Source organism: Kitasatospora phosalacinea, from assembly GCF_000717185.1.
Taxonomy (GTDB): domain Bacteria; phylum Actinomycetota; class Actinomycetes; order Streptomycetales; family Streptomycetaceae; genus Kitasatospora; species Kitasatospora phosalacinea_A.
The window spans coordinates 1-17,302 of record NZ_JNYE01000037.1; the positions used below are offsets into that span (position 1 = coordinate 1).

Consider the following 17,302-nt stretch of genomic DNA (forward strand, 5'->3'; position numbering starts at 1 on the left):
GGCCGGGGGCGTGCAGGCGGTGCGGCGCAGGCCCGGGTGCTTCGTCGCCGAGGACACCGCCCGCCGGAGGCCGGGGGCCGGGGGCCGGGCGGGATGAGCCTGGGCGGTGGGCTGGGGAAGTTGGGGGCGGGCGGGGATGAGTCCGGGCGCGTGCAGGTGGGGTGCGGCGCAGGCCCGGGTGCTTCGTCGTCGAGGACACCGGCCGTCGGGCCGGACCGGGCCGGGGGCCACCCCCCGGGGCGGGGCGGGGGTGGCCCGGGGATACTCGTCGCATGGCCGACCACTCCACGCGCGCCGCCTACACCGTCGACTCGCTGCTCGCCGTCACCGTGCGGGTCTTCAACGAACGCGGGTACGACGGCACCTCGATGGAGGACCTGTCCAGGGCGGCCGGGATCTCCAAGTCCTCGATCTACCACCACGTGCGCGGCAAGGAGGAGCTGCTGCGGCTCGCCGTCGGCCGGGCGCTGGACGCGCTGTTCGCGATCCTGGACGAGCCGGCCGCCGTCGCGGGTCGGCCGGTGGACCGGCTGGAGCACGTGGTGCGCCGCACCGCCGAGGTGCTGCTCGCCGAACTGCCGTACGTGACGCTGCTGCTGCGGGTGCGCGGCAACACCGCCACCGAGCTGTGGGCGCTGGAGCGCCGCCGCGACTTCGACCACCGGGTCGCCGAACTCGTCCAGGCCGCCGTCGCCGCCGGTGAGCTGCGCGCCGACGTCGAGCCCCGGCTGGCCACCCGGCTGCTGTTCGGCACCGTCAACTCGCTGGTCGAGTGGTACCGGCCGGGCCAGCGCGGCACCGAGGGCCTGCCGGACGCGGTGGCCCGCTTCGCCTTCGACGGCCTGCGCGCCCGGTGAGCCTGCACCTCCCGGGCGAGCTGGAGGCGCTGCGCGAACTGCTGGACGACTGGACCGCCCACCGGAACTTCGACATGGTGGTGGCGATCGGCGAGGACCGCGGGCTCGACCACGCCCGGTTGTGCTGGGAGGCGCTGGAGCCGCGGGGGCTGGTGAGCACGGTCTGCCGGTGCCGCGGTCGGTCGCACCGCGGCCCGCACGGCGTCCGGCAGATGCAGGACCGGCTCGGGGTGCGCGTCGCGGCGGCGGAGGCGGCGGACTGGATGGCCCTCACGCTCGGGCAGAGCCTGGTGTTCGGTTCGCTCGGTGCCGTCCGGGAGGCCCGGGTGCTGGCCGAACCCCTGGTCGGCCTGCTCGGGCCGGACGCCGACTGGCGGGCCAACGGCTACGCCGCGCACCCCCCGCCGGACGGGCGGAACGCCAGTTGGAGCCCGGTCACCGTCTGGACCTTCGACGCGGCGCTGGTCGGCGTCGGGGACGGCCGCACCGTGGTGGCCGTCGCCACCGGCGAGGACTGAGCCGCCCCGCCGCGGCCCGCTACAGGCCGTCCGCCGGGATCTGGTCGGTCTCCTCGAACACCAGCATGGTGCGGGTGCCCAGCACCTCCGGGATGGACTGGATGCTGCCCAGCACCAGCTCCCGCAGCGCCCGGTTGTCCGCCGTGTGGACCAGCATCAGCACGTCGTAGTCGCCGCCGACCAGCGCGATGTGCGCCACCCCCGGCAGCCGCAGCAACTGCTCGCGCACGGTGCGCCAGGAGTTCTGCACGATCCGCAGGGTGACGTACGCGGACGCGGCCTGCCCGGCCTTCTCGTGGTCGACCCGGGCGGTGAAGCCGCGGATCACCCCGTCCTCCACCATCCTGGAGATCCGGGCGTACGCGTTCGCCCGGGACACGTGCACCCGCTCGGCCACCGAGCGGATCGAGGCGCGACCGTCCTGCCGCAGCAGCCGCAGGATCGACCGGTCGACACGGTCGAGTCTGGACACCTGTTCAGCCGACATGGCCCCCCACCCCTCGCGATTGGACGTGCTGGCCCCAGCAGACCTCCCTTTCGGCCGACTGTCCACCGTCTCGACCGGGATATGGTCAAGATGAACAGACGACCGAACAATCGGTAGGGAGCCCCCACCACCCCGGAGGTGCCCCAGATGACCGTCCTGGACCACAGGAACGACCCGGTAGCGGCCGTGCCCGGCTGGCGGCCCGGCGCCACCGCGCCCCGCACCGACCCCGCCCCGCTGCTGCCCGACCCCGAACCGCACCGCGCGCTGGGCACCGGCGCCGCCGACGCGGCCGACCCCGAGCTGCTGCGCGAGCTCTACCGGCGGCTGGTTGCCGGACGCCGCTACAACCAGCAGGCCACCACCCTCACCAAGCAGGGCCGGCTCGCCGTCTACCCGGCCTCCACCGGCCAGGAGGCCTGCCAGGTCGCCGCCGCGCTCGCGCTGCGCCCCCAGGACTGGCTGTTCCCCTCCTACCGGGACACCCTCGCCGTGGTCGCCCGCGGCGTCGACCCGCTGCAGGCGCTCACCCTGCTGCGCGGCGACGCCCACACCGGCTACGACCCGCGCGCCACCCGCACCGCCCCGCTGTGCACCCCGCTGGCCACCCAGGTCCCGCACGCCGTCGGCCTGGCGCACGCCGCCCGGCTGGCCGGGGACGACACCGTCGCGCTCGCCCTGCTCGGCGACGGCGGCACCAGCGAGGGCGACTTCCACGAGGGCCTGAACTTCGCGGCCGTGCTGCACGCCCCCGTGGTGTTCCTGGTGCAGAACAACGGCTACGCGATCTCCGTCCCGCTGACCCGGCAGTCCGCCGCGCCGACCCTCGCCCACAAGGCCGTCGGCTACGGCATGCCCGGCCGGCTGGTCGACGGCAACGACGCGCTCGCCGTGCACCAGGTGCTCACCGAGGCCGTCGAGCGGGCACGCACCGGCGGCGGCCCCACCCTGGTCGAGGCGCTCACCTACCGGATCGAGGCGCACACCAACGCCGACGACGCCACCCGCTACCGGCAGGCCGAGGAGGTCGACGCCTGGCGGGCGCACGACCCCGTCCGGCTGCTGGAGGACGCGCTGCGCGGCCGCGGCCTGCTCGACGAGCAGCTGGTCGCCGACGCCGCCGACCAGGCCGAGCAGCTGGCCGCCCGGATGCGCGCCGAGTTCCACACCGACCCCGAACTCGACCCGATGTCGCTGTTCGCGCACGTCTACGCCGAACCCACCCAGCAGCTGCGCGAGCAGGCCGGGCAGCTGGCCGCCGAACTCGCCGCGGAGGCCGAGGTGCACGGCCGATGAGCACCGCCGTCCGCGACCAGTCCGGCCGCGAGCAGTCGGGCCCGCGCACCGGCACCATGGCGCAGGCCCTGAACCTCGCGCTGCGCGACGCCATGCGCGCCGACAAGACCGTCCACGTCCTCGGCGAGGACGTCGGCGCGCTCGGCGGCGTCTTCCGGATCACCGACGGCCTGACCGCCGAGTTCGGCCCCGACCGCTGCCTGGACACCCCGCTCGCCGAGGCCGGCATCCTCGGCACCGCCGTCGGCATGGCCATGTACGGGCTGCGCCCCGTGGTCGAGATGCAGTTCGACGCCTTCGCCTACCCGGCGCTGGAGCAGCTGTTCTCGCACGTCGCCAAGATGCGCAACCGCACCGCCGGGAAGCTCCCGCTGCCGATCACCGTCCGCATCCCGTACGGCGGCGGCATCGGCGGCGTCGAGCACCACAGCGACGCCTCCGAGGCGTACTACGCGCACACCCCCGGCCTGCACGTGGTCACCCCCGCGACCGTCGCCGACGCGTACGGGCTGCTGCGGGAGTCGATCGCCTCCGACGACCCGGTGGTGTTCCTGGAGCCCAAGCGGCTCTACTGGGGCAAGGACGGCTGGGACCCGGCGGCGGGCGTCGAACCGATCGGGAAGGCCGTGCTGCGCCGCCCCGGCAGCTCCGCGGTACTGGTCACCTACGGGCCCTCGCTGCCGGTCTGCCTGGAGGCCGCCGAGGCCGCGAGGGCCGAGGGGTGGGACCTGGCGGTGCTCGACCTGCGCACCCTGGTGCCGTTCGACGAGGCCACCGCCTGCGAGGTGGTCCGCTCGCTCGGCCGGGCCGTGGTGGTGCACGAGTCGGCGGGCTTCGGCGGGGCCGGGGCGGAGATCGCCGCCCGGCTCACCGAGAAGTGCTTCCACCACCTGGCCGCGCCGGTGCTGCGGGTCACCGGCTTCGACGTCCCGTACCCGCCGCCGATGCTGGAGCACCACCACCTGCCCGGGGTGGACCGGATCCTGGACGCCGTGGCCCGGCTCCAGTGGGAGGAGTGATGGCGGTGCCGGTGGTCCGCGAGTTCACGCTGCCCGACCTCGGTGAGGGACTCACCGGGGCGGAGGTGGTGCGCTGGATGGTCGAGGTCGGCGAGGTGATCGCCGTCGACCAGCCGGTGGTGGAGGTGGAGACCGCCAAGGCGGTGGTCGAGGTGCCCTGCCCGTACGGCGGGGTGGTCACCGCCCGGTACGGCGAGGTCGGGCAGGAGGTGCCGGTCGGCGCCGCGCTGGTGACCGTCGCGGTCGCACCCGCGCCGGGCGGCGCGGACGAGCCCGCGGTGGAGCGGCCGCTGGTCGGGTACGGGGTCGCCGAGACCCGGCGGGCCGGGCGGCGGCGGGTCCGACCGGGGGAGGCCGCGGCTCCGGCTCCCGCCGCGGCTGTGGCGGTGGCTCCGGCTCCGGCTCCGGCTCCGGCCGTGGTGGCGGTGATCTCGCCGCTGGTGCGCCGGATCGCCCGCGAGCACGGGCTCGACCTGGCCGCGGTGCCCGGCAGCGGGCCGGACGGGCTGGTCACCCGGCGGGACGTGGAGCGGGCCATCGCGGCGGCTTCCGCGCCCGCTGCGCCCGCACCTGCGCCTGCGTCCGTGCCCGCGTCCGCGGTCGTTCCACGTGGAACCGAGTCGGAGGACGAGCTGGTGCCGCTGCGCGGGCTGCGCCGGGCGGTCGCCGAGAAGCTGACCCGCAGCCACCGGGAGATCCCCGCCGCGACCTGCTGGGTGGACGCCGACGCCACCGCGCTGATGGCGCTGCGCGCCCAGTCCAACCAGGCACCGGGGCCGAAGCTGAGCGTGCTCGCGCTGCTGGCCCGGATCTGCCTGGCCGGGCTGGAGCGCTTCCCCGAGCTGAACGCGAGCGTCGAGGGCGAGGCGGTGCGCCGCCACCGGTCCGTCCACCTCGGCTTCGCCGCGCAGGGCCCGCGCGGGCTGCTGGTCCCGGTGGTCCGGGACGCCGGGCGGCTGGGCACCGAGCGGCTCGCCCAGGAGATGGCCCGGCTGACCGAGGGCGCCCGGGCGGGCACCCTGGCCCCGGCCGAGCTGACCGGCGGGACGTTCACCCTGAACAACTACGGGGTCTTCGGCGTGGACGGCTCGACGCCGATCCTGAACCACCCGGAGGCGGCGATGCTCGGCGTGGGACGGATCGTCCCCAAGCCGTGGGTCCACGAGGGCGAACTGGCGGTCCGCCAGGTCACCCAGCTCTCCTTCACCTTCGACCACCGCGTCTGCGACGGGGGCACGGCGGGCGGCTTCCTGCGGTTCGTCGCGGACTGCGTGGAGCGGCCCGGGATGCTGCTGCGGGCGCTGTAGGGGCGCCCGGGGCCGGTTCGGGGCCGGGCCGGGGCCGGGCCGGGGCCGGTTCGGTGGGTGAGGGTAGCGGGTGGACGGGGCGGGTGTCCGGGGTTCGGGGGATTCTTCGGATGAGCTGTGCGGCCGGTGTCACTGTGCTGGGGCATCAGGACACAGGTCGATCGGAAGCGAAACGATTCCATTGAGCACTCGTCAGCTCGTGCGGGAGAGCAGGCCGTCGAAGGCAGGGGTCGGCCGGGGCACCGCGGTCGGCCCCGGGCTGCCCGGTGCCGAAGCCGCTGCCGCCACCCCGTCCGCCCCGGCCGAGCCGGCGGACGAACCTCCGACCGCCCTGGAGCAGCGGGAGCCGTCCGGCCCGGCGGAGCAGCCCTCCGCCGGGCCGGAGCCGGCCCCGCCGCCGGGGGTGCCGCTGGAGCTCGGGCCGGTGCGGCCGGTGGGGCTGACCCCGGTGCCGGCCGTTCCGGCGAAGCCGACCTGGGCGCCCGCGGTGCCCGCCCCGGTGTCCGTGCCCGCGGTGGCGTTCGAGCCGCTGTTCCGGCAGGCTCCGGCGCTGAACTGGGTGGGCCCGGACGACCGGTGGAGCAGGGCCTGGGGCGTGCAGGCGGCCGTGGAGGCGCCCGCCGCGCTGGAGCCGGTGGGTGCGGGTGCGGGGGCGGCCGCCGAGCCGCCGGGGCCCGAGGACCTGGTGCTGGTGCGGGCCTGCCTGGCCGCGGTCGCGCCGGACGCGGACCGGGCGATGGCGCACTTCCACGCGCTGATGTTCCTGCGGCACCCGGAGCTGCGGGCGATGTTCCCGGCCGCGATGGACGAGCAGCGCACCCGGCTGTTCCAGGCGCTGCGGCTGTGCGCGTCCCGGGCCGGCGACCCGGAGGAACTGCGGGCGTACCTGGGCCCGTTGGGGCGGCGGCACCGCAAGTACGGGGCGCTGACCCGGCACTACGCCTCGGTGGCGGACTGCCTGGTGGCGGCGCTGGCCCGGTACGGCGGCAGCGGCTGGGACGGGCGCACCGAGGAAGCCTGGCGGCGGCTGCTGGCGCTGGTGTCCCGGCTGATGGTGGAGGGCGCGGAGGAGGAGGCCCGTTCGGCCCCGCCGTGGTGGCAGGCAGAGGTGGTGGGGCACCGGCAGGCCACCCGGGACGTCGCGGTGCTGACGCTCCGCCCGGACCAGGCGTACCCGTTCCGGGCCGGGCAGTGGGCGGCGGTGGAGACGCCGTGGTGGCCGCGGGTGTGGCGGCCGTACTCGTTCGGTTCGGCGCCGCGGCCGGACGGGCTGCTGACGCTGCACGTGAAGGCGGTGCAGGCGGGCTGGGTGAGCAACGCGCTGGTGCACCGGGCGCGGCCGGGCGACGTGCTGCGGCTGGGGGCGGCGGAGGGGGCGATGACGGTGGACCACGCGGCCGGGGAGGACCTGCTGTGCGTGGGCGGCGGCACCGGGATCGGGCCGGTCGCGGCGCTGGTCGAGGAGGTCGCGGAGCGGGGCGCGGCCGGGCGCCGGGTGGAGGTGTTCTACGGGGCGCGGCGGGCCGCGGAGCTGTACCGGCTGGAGGAGCTGCGCGAACTGGCGTCCCGGCACTCCTGGTTGACGGTCCGCCCGGTGGTGTCGGAGGCGGCGGGCGCCCCGGCCGGGGCGCTGCTCGGCGACCTGCCGGACGCGGTGGCCCGCTACGCGCCCTGGCACGGCTTCGCGGCGTACCTGAGCGGCCCGGCGGCCATGGTGCGGTCCGGGGCGGCGGTGCTGCGGCGCTGCGGGGTGCCGGAGGGCAGCGTCCGGCACGACCTGGCGGCGCGGGACTGACCGAGGGGGAGGGGCGGGTTGACGGGAGGTCAGCCCAGGTCCGGGGCGAGCAGGGCGCGGACGCCCTCGATGTTGGCGGCGAGGTAGGCGCGGAGGCTGGGAGGGACGACGTTGACCGAGGTGACGCCCTCGCGGGTGAACGGGACGCGGACGATCGCGTACTCGCCGTTCGGCTGCTCCACCTCGGGGCCGTGCCGGCGGGACTCGTCCAGCCCGGCGAGGCGGCAGACGAAGAAGTGCTGCACCTTGACGCCGTGCGGGTGCGCCGGGGTGCCGTCCTCGTGGTGGGAGTGCGCCACGGTGTCGACGAAGGCGGGCACCACGTCGGTGACCTTGCCGCCCAACTCCTCGTCCACCTCCCGGTGCAGGGCGGCGACCACCGTCCGGTCGGTCGGTTCGACGCCGCCGCCGGGGGTGATCCAGTACGGGTGCGGGGAGCCGGGGCGGACCCGGCGGATCAGCACCAGCGAGGCGGGCGCGTGCGGGTCGTCCGGGTCGACCTCCAGCAGGATCGCGCGGGCGGTGCGTTTGACGACGGGACGGACCGGGCCCGACATGGCTGCCACCTCCGGGGCGCGAGCGTTGTGCGGGAGTCTGCCGCGCGGCGGAGGGCGCGAAACTCGCACACGGGGACGAATCGGCGGTACCCGTTGCGCCGTACGGGTGCACCGGCATGCCCGGGGGTGTCGAGCCGTGGTGATGGACACATCCGCTATGGATCTTCGATTTGCCCCGCCCCGCCAGCTGACGCCTAGTAATCTGCTGGCGCATTTCGGGAGTATCCTTCGTATTGAAGGGGAATTGCCCGATGTGTACATCATTGTCATTGCGGGGATGCCCGCCCTGTGCTCAAATGTCCGCCTGCCGGGCGGATTCGGAGCAGCCTCCTCCGAATGCCAGTCGACGCCCGGGGGATGGGGATGAGCATGCACCGGATCGGGAAGCCCGCGGGCCGGGGAACGGCCCCGGCGGCCGACGGCGCCATACGCGCGCCGCGGGCGCCCACCCTGATCACCTCGGTCCAGCGCGCCCTGCGCCTGCTGGAGGCGGTCGGCTCGCACGTCCACGGCGCCACCGCCAAGCAGCTCGCCCGCTCCGCCGGGCTCCCCCTCGGCACCACCTACCACCTGCTGCGCACCCTCACCCACGAGGGCTACCTGCGGCGTGAGGGCGGCCGGTTCTACTACGGCGCCTCGGTCGACGGGATCAGCCGCGCCGACACCCGGCAGTCCGAGCACGTCGACCTGCGCGGCCGGATGGAGGAGCTGCGCGACGAGCTCGGCGCCGCCGTCTACTACGCGGTCTACCAGGAGGGCGAGGTGCGGATGGTCGACGTGGTCTCCGGCCCCGCGCAGCCGCAGGTCGAGGAGTGGGCCGACTTCCGGTCCACCGCGCACGCGCACGCCATCGGGCTCTGCCTGCTCTCCCAGCTCGGCACCGAGGAGCAGCTCGACCACCTCTCCCGCCACCGCCCCGCCGCCCTCACCCCGTCCACCTCGGGGGACGTCCGGGCGGTGCTGCGCCGGCTGGAGCGGGCCCGCCCGACCATGCCGGTGCTGGAGCGCCAGGAGTACGCCCTCGGCACGGTCTGCGCGGCCGTCCCGATCACCGTCGGCTCGGTGGTCGCCACCATGGCCATCTCGCTCCCGCTGGAGCAGGCCGACCGGCTCGGCCCCGCCGCGGCCCGGCTGCGCTCGCTGGTCGGCGCGATGTTCCCGGCGTTCGTCCGGTGAGGGGCCCGGACGGCGAGCGGGCGGGGAGGGGGTCCGGGCGGGAGGGGGTCCGGGCGGGGAGGTGGCGGCGGAGTGCTCCCGTGCGGTGATTCCGTGTCGTGTTCGTTCACCATTTGAAAAAGCGAACCTTGTCGGCATCGCTGGCAAACGTGGACGATGAGGTTCGAACGGGGAATCAGGGGACAAAGGCCCACAGAAGCAGCCACCCGTCCGCAGGTACCCGCACGACCTGACGGGCCAGCCCCACCGGGGTGCCGTTCCAGCACAGCGAACAAGATCGAACCGATATGCCCGCCCACCGCTCGACCCTCGGCGCACCGGGCGGGCAGAACGAGAGGTACTGGCGCATGCACAGCACGGTCCAAGCCCAGACGGCGATGCACCTCGTGGTGTCGAGCGAGCTCTCCTTCCGCATCGCGGTCGACCTGGACTACGACGGTGACGACCCGTTCGCCGTCCGCCTCACCTTCCACCTGCCCGGTGACGAGCCCGTGGCCTGGGTCTTCGCCCGCGAGCTCCTGGTCGACGGGATCAGCCGCCCCACCGGCGAGGGCGACGTGCACATCCACCCCGTCGGCGACGACCTCGCCGAGGTCTGCCTGGTGCTGCGCTCCCCCGAGGGCGACGCCCTGATGCGCGCGGCCGCACCGCCGCTGCTGGCCTTCCTGGCCCGCACCGACCGGCTGGTGCCGATGGGCCAGGAGCTGTCCGGCGGGGAGCTGGACGAGGAGCTCGCCTCGATCCTCTCCACCACCGGGCACGAGAACGCGGGCTGACCCCGGGTGCGTTCCGGGGTCGGCCCGCGTGACCGACCGGCCTTCCGACGGGTGCCGTCCGACGGGTGCCGCCCGGCGGCCGCGCCGTCGGTCGCGCCGTCGGTCGGTCGGCCGGTCAGTCGTCGCCGAAGGCGAGGTTGAGGCCCCAGGACACCAGGCTGATGATCAGCGCGCCGAGCAGCGCCGACCAGAAGCCGTCCACGTGGAAGTCCAGGTCCAGCTTGTCCGCGGCCCAGGAGGTCAGCCACAGCATCAGGGCGTTGATCACGAAGGTGACCAGCCCCAGGGTGAGGATGAACAGCGGTAGCGAGAACAGCTTCACCAGCGGCTTGATCAGGAAGTTGATCACGCCGAAGACCAGGGCGACGCCGACCACGGTGAGCGTCTTGTGCTGCCAGTCGTCGTTGTCCCCCGTGAGCGTGATCCCGGTGACGATCCAGGCGGCGACCCAGATCGCCGCCGCGTTGATGAGCGTTTTGATCACGAAATTCTTCATGCTGCGGATGGTGGCAGGCCCGGACGGGTGCGCGGAAGCTCTCCGGGGCGGTGTTGTTGAATGGGGCCCGACCCGGGAGAGGAGCCGAGGCCCCCGATGAAGCTGTTCCGGCTGGACGAACTCGACGCCGAGCGCGCCGCGGGCGACGGCGCGTACCTGCGCTTCCTGAAGCAGCCGACGATGTCCGCCGGGCTGTACGCGCTCTCCCCCGGCGACACCGACCCGCAGGCCCCGCACGCCCAGGACGAGATCTACCTCGTGGTCAGCGGCCGGGCCGAGCTCACCGTCGGCCGGGAGACCGCCACGGTCGGGCGCGGCAGCGTGGTGTTCGTCCCCGCCGGGACGGAGCACCGCTTCCACCACATCACCGAGGAACTGCGGGTGCTCGTGGTCTTCTCCCCGCCGGAGGACTGACCGTGCCGAGGCCGCACCCGCGCAGGAGGACGAACCCGTGAAGCTCACCGACGAACTGTGGGCGGCCGCCGAGCCGACCTACCGCCGGATCCTCGACCACCCCTTCCTGCTCGGCCTCGCCGACGGCACCCTCCCGCGCGCCGCGTTCCGGCACTTCGTCGTCCAGGACTCCCACTACCTGCGCGACTACGCCCGGGCGCTGGCCGTCTGCGCCGCCAAGGCCCCCGGCGAGGACGAGGTGCTGGCTTTCTGCAACGACGCGGTCGGCGCGATCGCCGCCGAGCAGGAGATGCACGGCGAGTTCACGGCCGCCCTCGGCGGCGCTGCCGACGGCGACGAGGTGGTGCTGCCCACCACCCGCGCCTACACCTCCTACCTGCTGGCCACCGCGTACGGCGGCTCCTTCGCCGAGGCGCTCGGCGCCGTCCTGCCCTGCTACTGGATCTACGCCCGGGTCGGCGAGGAGCTGGCCCGCCGCTCCTCCCCCGAACCGCTCTACGCCAAGTGGATCGCCGCCTACGGGGACGAGGGCTTCCAGAGCGTGGTGCGCCGCGTCCTGGACCTCACCGACCGGATCGGCGAGGAGCTGTCCGCGGCCGAACGGCGGCGCGTGGTCGAGCACTTCACCACCACCTCGCGCTACGAGTGGATGTTCTGGGACGCCGCCTGGCGCGGCGAGACCTGGCCGGTCTGAGGGTTCCCCCGGGGGCGGGGTCAGGGTGCGGATCTCCGGGTTCTCTCCGGGCCGCACCCCCTCGATTTCGGCTCCCGGCCCCGCCTACGATCGAAGTGTCGAGATCGAGGGAGCGGGAACGCAGCCGGAACCACCGGCACCGACCCCGGGAGGAGAAGGTACGGACATGGCCGAGCTCTGGAAGTCGCTGCCCTCGTGGGTGCGCAACATCGTGGTGCCGATCCTGCTGCTGGTGATCGCCTGGAAGGTCCTCTGGACCGTCGTCGGCGTGATCGCGGGCATCGTCGGGTTCGCGATCAACGTGCTGGTGCTGGTCGGCATCGCCGCGGTCGTGGTGATCCTGCTCAAGAAGGCCGCCAAGAACTAGCGACCGCCGCGGGCCAGGCCCGCCAGGTAGTCGTCGAGGTCCCGGCCCGGGGTGAAGCCCCGGGACCGGGACTTCCGCGTGTCCAGCACCACCCGGTGCGCCAACTGGTCCAGCGCGTACGCGGTGAGGTGCGGCCGGCGGCCCACCGCGAGGGCCGCCAGCCGCGGCGGGACGTGCAGCAGCCGGGCCCGCCTCCCGTGCGCGGCGAGGACGGCGCGCAGCGCGGCGTCCCGGGCGTACGGGGCGCGGTCGGCGAGGTTGTACGCCCCCGGCGGCCAGGCGTGCGCCCGCAGGCAGGCCTCGGCGAGGTTCTCCACCGCGGTCAGGCTCAGCTCCACGTCCCCGCCCGGCAGCGGCAGCACCCCGCACCGGACGGCCGCGAGCAGCCGCGGCACCAGGTGCGGGTCCCCCGGTCCGTACACCGCGCGCGGGCGCAGCACCACGGCGCCCGCGGCCAGCGCGAGCGCGTCCGCGCGGGCCTTCGTCCGGCCGTACGCGTTCAGGTGGCCGCCGGTGGTGGGGTGGTCCTCCGTCACCGAGGAGCGGTCCGGGCGCGGGTCGTAGACGCTCGCGCTGCTCACGAACACGAAGGGCCGGTCGGCGGCGGCCGCCAGCAGGCGTTCGGTCGCCACCACGTTCACCAGGTGCTGGGTCCGCTCCGCGGGCGAACCGGGCGGGTGGTCGCCGACGGCGGCGGCGCAGTGCACCACGAGGTCCGCGGCGCGGACCTCCGGCGGGACGGCGGCGGGGACGGCGGCGTCCCAGGGGACGTGCGTGCCGTGGCGGGGCGGGCGGCGGCCGAGCGCGAGGACGCGGTGGCCGCGGGCGGTGGCGAGGGCGGCGAGGTGGGAGCCGCAGAAGCCGGTGGCACCGGTCAGGGCGAGGGTCAGGGGCACGACGGGAGCCTTCCGGCGGGAACGGGGCCCGGGGCCGGTGTGCGCTCCGGCCCCCCGACGAGGATGCAGGTGCGGTAGGAGGGGAGGGCGCTGGCGGCGGCGGGGGCGGTGCGGAGGGCGCGGGGGCGGTGCGGGGCCAGGGTGCCGAGGAGCAGCGCGAGTTGGGCCCGGGCGAGGGCCGCGCCGGGGCAGCTGTGGGGGCCCAGGCCGAAGGGGGCGCGGGTGGCGTGGGGGTGGGTGGGGGCGTCGTGCTGGGACTGGGCGGCGTGGCGGGCGACCAGCAGCAGGCGGTCGCCGCGGCGGACGCGGTGGCTGAGGACGGTCGCGTCGGCGGCCGCGGCGCGCGGGAGGACGGGGGAGGCCGCGGTGCGGCGGAGCAGCTCCGCGGCGAGGGCCGGGGCGTCCTGGCGGGCGCGGTCCCAGAGGCGGTCGCGGGCGCACCAGGCGGCGGCCCGGGGCAGCGCGGCGAGGGTGGTGTTGACCGCGGCGACGGCGAGCATCGCGTCCCGCGGGTCGGGCAGCAGCGCCTGCAGCCGCTCGGCGGCCCGGCGGGCGCGGCGGGCGCTGCCCGGGCGGGGTAGCAGGGCGGGCAGGTGGGCGCGGGCGGTGGCGGCGGCGGCCCGTTCCGCGGCCAGGGCGAGGCGGACGGGGTCGGCGTCGCTGCCGGTGAGCGCCGCGGCGGTCGCGCCGGCCAGTTCGCGGACGGCCGGGACGAGGTCGACGGGCGTGCTGAGGTCGCCCAGGTGCCGGTCGAGGATCCGCTGCCAGAGCGGCCGCAGCGCGGCCGCCCCCGCCGGGCCCAGCAGGTGCGCCACCTCGCGCCGGGCGGCCCGGTGTTCGGCGCCCTGCTGGTCGAAGAGCAGGCTGCCGCCGGTGAGGCGGGCGGCGGTGCCGCCGGTGGTGCGCGCGGCCGTCCGGTCGAGCGGGACGCGGGTGAGGACCTCGCGGTAGGCGTCCGGGTGGTGGACCAGCACGGTGCGGCCGAGCCGGAGCAGCGGCCGTCGCCTGGTCGCGGCGAGCAGGACGAACAGCAGCGGGTGGCTGCGCAGGTAGACGCTGCGGTCGGACCGCCTGGCGCGGGTCAACGGGCCTCCGGGGTACGGGGGTTGGTGGGCGGCGGGGTGTGGTCGGGCTGCTGCCTGCTGCGGGTCAACGGGCTTCCGGGGCGGGGGAGTCGGCGAGCCGGGCGGCGCAGTAGCGGGCGGCGGCCGGGCGGTCGGGTTTGCGGGAGCGGCCGGTCAGCGGGACGGGGCCCAGGAGCAGGGCGTCGGGGCGGGCGGTGCCCATCCGGGCCAGCGGGGCGTGCAGGGCGGTGCGCAGGCGGCGCGGGTCGGCGCCCGGGCGGGGCTGCACCAGGGCGACCAGCCGCTCGTCGCCGTCCGGGGCGGGGACGCCCACCAGGACGGCCAGTTCGACGTCCGGCAGGTGCAGGGAGGGCTCGTACAGGCCCGGGTAGATGTTCTCGGCGCGGCGCAGCACCATGTCCTTGAGGCGCCCGGCCAGCACGATCCGCCCGTCCGGGTCGAGGCGGGCCCGGTCGCCGGTGCGCACCCACCGGTCCGGGGCCTCGCCGAGGTAGCGGTCGCGGGCGGCCGGGGCGGTGAGGAGCAGTTCGCCGTCCGCGCCGAGCCGGGTGCGGACGCCCGGCAGCGGGTGGCCCAGCAGGTCGCCCGGGCCGTCGTGGGCGCTCTTGTCGCGCTCCTCGACGGCCGCGGCCGGGAACAGCTCGGTCAGCGCGTACACCCCCCAGGCCTCGCTCGCGCCCGCCTGCTTCGCCCGGCGCAGCAGCGCGGCGTCGGCGGGTGCGGACCCCGTCCAGACCCGGCCGGTGAGCCTGGTCAGCGGGCGGAGCTGCGGCGGCGTCAGGTAGGTCTCGTCCGGGACGAGCCGGTCGACCTGGCGCTGCAGCACGGCGGGGCGGCGGGCCGGCAGCGCGACGGTCGCCCCCGCGGCCAGCGCCGGGACCAGCACGAACGTCGTCCCGCCCAGCACCGTCCGCCCCGGCCGGGGCCGCACCAGCGCGTCGACCGCCCGCATCCCGGCGGCCAGCGAGGCCCGCGAGTGCACCACCGCGCGCGGCGCGGACGTCGTGCCCGAGGTGAACACCACCACCGCGTCGCCGTCGCCCTCGTACGGGGCCGGGGCGGGCGCGGCGTGCTCGGCCAGCGGGCGGGCGCACCACGGGTGGCGGGGGCCGACGGTGGCCACCGGGCCGAGGGTCCGCAGCGGCGGCAGCTCCAGGTCCGCGCGGCGGGCCAGCGGGCGGGCCCACCCGGCGACGGCCTGCGCGGCGGAGTCGGCCAGGACCAGCGCGGGCGGGGCCAGCGCCAGCCGCGCCCGCAGCACCTCCGGCCCGGCCCCCGGGTCGAGCACGGCGCTGCGCAGGCCCAGCCGGTGCGCCGCCAGCAGCACGGCGAGGGCCCGCGGGCCCGGCCGCACCGCGACCCCCAGGGTGTCGCCCGGGCGCAGGCCGTGCGCGTGGTGCAGTGCGGCGGCGTAGCGCTCGGCGAGGGCGGCGAGGTCGCCGCAGCGGGCGAGGACGCGGGGGACGCCGCGGCGGGTGGTGCCGAGGAGGGCGGGCCGCGAGGCGCCCTCGTGCAGGGTGCGGGCGAGCTGGTCGAGCACGGGGGAGGTCCTTTCGGGCGGGTTCTCGGGGGCCGGGGAACGGCGGGCTCGGGGCTGCTGTTCCTGGCCCGAAGCAGCACGGACCTCCGGTGGGATCCGGCCTTCAGCAGCTCGGACTCGCCGTTCCCCGAGCCCCTGACGGGGCTCGCTGACGGGGCTCTCTGGCGGGGCTCTGGTTACCTGATGTCGACGTCGCGGGTGCCCGGGCCGCGTTCGAGGTACCAGCGGGCGGTGCCGCGCAGGCCGTAGGCGCGGATGCGGCGGGTGGAGTTCTGGACGACCATGTCGGGGCGGTGGACGATGGCGGTGGTGTGGCGGCGGATGCGGTTGATGAAGGTGCGGTCGGTGGGGGAGGGGCGGCGGGGCATGCCCTCGGTGGCGAGGTAGAGGGCGGCGGTGATGGCCATGTTGTTGCCCGCGTGCATGCGGTAGGGGGTGAGATAGCCGTGACGGCGGTGGTGGGCGGGGCGGATGCGGCCGAAGAGGGCGCCGAGGGCGACCAGGGTGCGGAAGACGGTGCGGCCGACGGGGCCGTGCTCGTCGCGGCGGGCGGTGACGCGTCCGCAGACCAGGCCGCCGCAGGCCCGCATGGCGGCGCGGGCGGCGCCGGTCCAGCCGGGTTCGGGGAGGCAGTCGGCGTCGGTGCGGGCGAGCAGGGTCGCGCCGCGGGCGATGGCGTGGCGGAAGCCGGTGTCGACGGCGCAGCCGACGCCCTTCTCGGGCTCGGTGATCAGGTGGACGGGGAAGGGCGCGGTGCGGGCGAAGGCGAGGACCCGGTCGCCGGTGGTGTCGGTGGAGCCGTTGTCGACGACGAGCAGGGTGAAGTCGCGGTCGTGCTGGGCGGCGAGGGCGCGCAGGGTGCCGTCGATGCGGGCGGCTTCCTGGTAGGCGGGCACGACGACCCACAGTTCGGTCGTCCGGGGCGGGGTCACGACTTCTCCCAGACCATCGTGATCAGGCTGACGCCGCCGCCGAGGCCGACCATCAGGACGCGGTCGCCCGCGTCCAACTCGTCCATGACGCAGTCGAGTTGGACGCCGATGGTGGCGGAGGCCAGGTTGCCGAGTTCGGGCACGGTGACGACCAGCTTCTCGGCGGGGACGCCGGTGAGCTCCACGAAGCGCTCCAGGTAGGGCAGGGTGACCTGGTGCACCAGGACGCGGGCGTAGGCGTCCCAGCCGAGACCGGTGCGGGCGGCGACGCGGGTGAGGATGTCGGCGCCGATCCGTTCGAAGACGCCGCGCAACTCCTTGCCGCCGCCGCGGAAGTAGCTCCACTCGTCGCCGCGCGGGTGGCGGGAGCCGCCGCCGGGGATGCCGCCGACCTCCCAGTGCTCGGAGGCGGTCTGGGTCTCGACGTCGAGGATGCCGCCGCGCTCGACGCGTTCGACCAGGACGGCGGCGGCGCCGTCGCCGAAGGTGTAGCCGGCGAAGCCCTCCCGGAACTCGGCGAGGCCGGAGGGGTCGCGGCGCATGGCCCGGCTGGGGGTCTCGCCGGTGACGACCAGGGCGCGGGTGGCGCGTCCGGCCAGGATCATCGCGCGGGCGGTGTCGATGCCGTTGAGGAAGCTGTTGCAGGCGTTGGAGACGTCCAACGCGTGGGCGCGGGAACCTAGTTCGGCCTGTACGAGGTGGGCGGTGGCGGGTTCGCAGACGTCCCGGGAGGCGGAGGCGAACAGCAGCAGGTCGAGGTCGGCCGGGTCCAGTCCGCGGCGGGCGAGGGCGGTGCGGGCGGCGCCGAGGGCGAGGGTGGAGGGGTGCTCGTCCGGTCCGGCGAAGCGGCGGGTGCGGATGCCGGTGGCCTTCTCGAACATGCCGTCGGGCAGCGGGAGACGGGCACCGGCGGCCACCTCGTCCTGCAACTGCCGTGAGGTGACGGTCCGTTGCGGGAGGTGGGAGCCGACGGCGGTGATTCCGACGCGGGGCAGCAGGTCCATGCCCCGATGGTCGTCCGGGGGCGGCGGGCGGGGCGTGAGTACGGGTACTCAGCCGGGCCGGGGGATGCGGAGACGGCGCGGCCCGT

The 17,302-nt window shown here is 75.9% G+C and carries 19 protein-coding genes; 11 read left to right on the forward strand and 8 right to left on the reverse strand.

What is annotated here, in order from left to right:
• The first annotated feature begins 272 nt into the window (after nt 1-272).
• On the forward strand, nt 273-857 hold the full coding sequence (locus OO57_RS17580; protein WP_033253456.1) for a TetR/AcrR family transcriptional regulator: 585 nt from the start codon (nt 273-275) through the stop codon (nt 855-857).
• Nucleotides 854-1,375, forward strand: coding sequence for a hypothetical protein (locus OO57_RS17585; protein WP_033253457.1), 522 nt, complete (start codon nt 854-856; stop codon nt 1,373-1,375). The genes OO57_RS17580 and OO57_RS17585 overlap by 4 nt, the downstream gene beginning before the upstream one ends.
• A gap of 19 nt (nt 1,376-1,394) precedes the next feature.
• On the opposite strand, the gene OO57_RS17590 is transcribed toward OO57_RS17585, so the two are convergent.
• A complete protein-coding gene (locus OO57_RS17590; protein ID WP_033253458.1) occupies nt 1,395-1,862 on the reverse strand; it encodes an Lrp/AsnC family transcriptional regulator in 468 nt (155 codons plus the stop codon).
• 147 nt (nt 1,863-2,009) lie between these two features.
• Here OO57_RS17590 and pdhA point away from each other — a divergent pair, with 147 nt between their 5' ends.
• From pdhA to OO57_RS17610, 4 genes are all read left to right on the forward strand, one after another.
• Complete coding sequence (gene pdhA, locus OO57_RS17595) at nt 2,010-3,158, forward strand: pyruvate dehydrogenase (acetyl-transferring) E1 component subunit alpha (protein ID WP_033253459.1); 1,149 nt, start codon at nt 2,010-2,012, stop codon at nt 3,156-3,158.
• On the forward strand, nt 3,155-4,177 hold the full coding sequence (locus OO57_RS17600; protein WP_051777849.1) for an alpha-ketoacid dehydrogenase subunit beta: 1,023 nt from the start codon (nt 3,155-3,157) through the stop codon (nt 4,175-4,177). Before pdhA ends, OO57_RS17600 begins: the two co-directional genes overlap by 4 nt.
• A 5-nt stretch (nt 4,178-4,182) precedes the next feature.
• Nucleotides 4,183-5,484 (forward strand): dihydrolipoamide acetyltransferase family protein, encoded by a 1,302-nt coding sequence (locus tag OO57_RS17605; RefSeq protein ID WP_033253492.1) that lies wholly within the window; start codon nt 4,183-4,185, stop codon nt 5,482-5,484.
• A 181-nt stretch (nt 5,485-5,665) separates the two neighbouring features.
• Nucleotides 5,666-7,279, forward strand: a complete 1,614-nt coding sequence (locus OO57_RS17610) for a globin domain-containing protein (RefSeq protein ID WP_158715151.1) — start codon at nt 5,666-5,668, stop codon at nt 7,277-7,279.
• Between the two features lie 29 nt (nt 7,280-7,308).
• Here OO57_RS17610 and OO57_RS17615 read toward each other — a convergent pair whose 3' ends face one another.
• Entirely contained in the window at nt 7,309-7,836 is a 528-nt protein-coding gene (locus tag OO57_RS17615) for an NUDIX domain-containing protein (protein WP_033253460.1), read from the reverse strand.
• A 336-nt stretch (nt 7,837-8,172) separates the two neighbouring features.
• On the opposite strand from OO57_RS17615, the gene OO57_RS17620 reads away from it, so the two are divergent.
• Together OO57_RS17620 and OO57_RS17625 are read left to right on the forward strand one after the other, a co-directional pair.
• Nucleotides 8,173-9,012: an IclR family transcriptional regulator gene (locus tag OO57_RS17620; RefSeq protein ID WP_234337381.1), complete on the forward strand. Its 840-nt coding sequence runs from the start codon at nt 8,173-8,175 to the stop codon at nt 9,010-9,012.
• A gap of 347 nt (nt 9,013-9,359) precedes the next feature.
• A complete protein-coding gene (locus OO57_RS17625; RefSeq protein WP_033253495.1) occupies nt 9,360-9,788 on the forward strand; it encodes an SsgA family sporulation/cell division regulator in 429 nt (142 codons plus the stop codon).
• Nucleotides 9,789-9,903: 115 nt separating this feature from the next.
• Here the strand turns inward: OO57_RS17625 and OO57_RS17630 are convergent, their stop codons facing one another.
• Complete coding sequence (locus OO57_RS17630) at nt 9,904-10,284, reverse strand: phage holin family protein (protein WP_033253461.1); 381 nt, start codon at nt 10,282-10,284, stop codon at nt 9,904-9,906.
• A gap of 96 nt (nt 10,285-10,380) precedes the next feature.
• Here OO57_RS17630 and OO57_RS17635 point away from each other — a divergent pair, with 96 nt between their 5' ends.
• The 3 genes from OO57_RS17635 to OO57_RS17645 all read left to right on the forward strand — a co-directional run bounded on the left by OO57_RS17635 (nt 10,381) and on the right by OO57_RS17645 (nt 11,759).
• Entirely contained in the window at nt 10,381-10,698 is a 318-nt protein-coding gene (locus tag OO57_RS17635; protein WP_033253462.1) for a cupin domain-containing protein, read from the forward strand.
• A 37-nt stretch (nt 10,699-10,735) separates the two neighbouring features.
• Nucleotides 10,736-11,392 carry a thiaminase II gene (gene tenA, locus OO57_RS17640; RefSeq protein WP_033253463.1) on the forward strand — a complete coding sequence of 219 codons (657 nt, stop codon included), beginning with the start codon at nt 10,736-10,738 and terminating at the stop codon, nt 11,390-11,392.
• A gap of 166 nt (nt 11,393-11,558) precedes the next feature.
• Nucleotides 11,559-11,759 carry a hypothetical protein gene (locus OO57_RS17645; protein WP_033253464.1) on the forward strand — a complete coding sequence of 67 codons (201 nt, stop codon included), beginning with the start codon at nt 11,559-11,561 and terminating at the stop codon, nt 11,757-11,759.
• On the opposite strand, the gene OO57_RS17650 is transcribed toward OO57_RS17645, so the two are convergent.
• The 5 genes from OO57_RS17650 to OO57_RS46815 form a co-directional block, all read right to left on the reverse strand.
• Nucleotides 11,756-12,655: an NAD-dependent epimerase/dehydratase family protein gene (locus OO57_RS17650; protein WP_033253465.1), complete on the reverse strand. Its 900-nt coding sequence runs from the start codon at nt 12,653-12,655 to the stop codon at nt 11,756-11,758. The genes OO57_RS17645 and OO57_RS17650 overlap by 4 nt on opposite strands.
• Nucleotides 12,646-13,740, reverse strand: a complete 1,095-nt coding sequence (locus tag OO57_RS17655; RefSeq protein WP_051777851.1) for a hypothetical protein — start codon at nt 13,738-13,740, stop codon at nt 12,646-12,648. Before OO57_RS17655 ends, OO57_RS17650 begins: the two co-directional genes overlap by 10 nt.
• Nucleotides 13,741-13,804: 64 nt before the next feature.
• Nucleotides 13,805-15,280 carry an AMP-binding protein gene (locus tag OO57_RS17660; protein WP_033253466.1) on the reverse strand — a complete coding sequence of 492 codons (1,476 nt, stop codon included), beginning with the start codon at nt 15,278-15,280 and terminating at the stop codon, nt 13,805-13,807.
• Between the two features lie 176 nt (nt 15,281-15,456).
• Nucleotides 15,457-16,212 carry a glycosyltransferase family A protein gene (locus tag OO57_RS17665; protein WP_234337382.1) on the reverse strand — a complete coding sequence of 252 codons (756 nt, stop codon included), beginning with the start codon at nt 16,210-16,212 and terminating at the stop codon, nt 15,457-15,459.
• The gene (locus OO57_RS46815; RefSeq protein WP_033253467.1) at nt 16,209-17,216 is read right to left on the reverse strand and encodes a 3-oxoacyl-ACP synthase III family protein; all 1,008 of its coding nucleotides are present in this window, start codon (nt 17,214-17,216) and stop codon (nt 16,209-16,211) included. The genes OO57_RS17665 and OO57_RS46815 overlap by 4 nt, the downstream gene beginning before the upstream one ends.
• Nucleotides 17,217-17,302 lie beyond the last annotated feature (86 nt).

Coding starts and splice junctions, on each gene's coding strand:
- OO57_RS17580 (WP_033253456.1), top strand. CDS start 273: ATGGCCGACCACTCCACGCGCGCCGCCTACACCGTCGACTCGCTGCTC.
- OO57_RS17590 (WP_033253458.1), bottom strand. CDS start 1,862: ATGTCGGCTGAACAGGTGTCCAGACTCGACCGTGTCGACCGGTCGATC.
- pdhA (WP_033253459.1), top strand. CDS start 2,010: ATGACCGTCCTGGACCACAGGAACGACCCGGTAGCGGCCGTGCCCGGC.
- OO57_RS17600 (WP_051777849.1), top strand. CDS start 3,155: ATGAGCACCGCCGTCCGCGACCAGTCCGGCCGCGAGCAGTCGGGCCCG.
- OO57_RS17615 (WP_033253460.1), bottom strand. CDS start 7,836: ATGTCGGGCCCGGTCCGTCCCGTCGTCAAACGCACCGCCCGCGCGATC.
- OO57_RS17620 (WP_234337381.1), top strand. CDS start 8,173: ATGCCAGTCGACGCCCGGGGGATGGGGATGAGCATGCACCGGATCGGG.
- OO57_RS17625 (WP_033253495.1), top strand. CDS start 9,360: ATGCACAGCACGGTCCAAGCCCAGACGGCGATGCACCTCGTGGTGTCG.
- OO57_RS17630 (WP_033253461.1), bottom strand. CDS start 10,284: ATGAAGAATTTCGTGATCAAAACGCTCATCAACGCGGCGGCGATCTGG.
- OO57_RS17635 (WP_033253462.1), top strand. CDS start 10,381: ATGAAGCTGTTCCGGCTGGACGAACTCGACGCCGAGCGCGCCGCGGGC.
- OO57_RS17645 (WP_033253464.1), top strand. CDS start 11,559: ATGGCCGAGCTCTGGAAGTCGCTGCCCTCGTGGGTGCGCAACATCGTG.
- OO57_RS46815 (WP_033253467.1), bottom strand. CDS start 17,216: ATGGACCTGCTGCCCCGCGTCGGAATCACCGCCGTCGGCTCCCACCTC.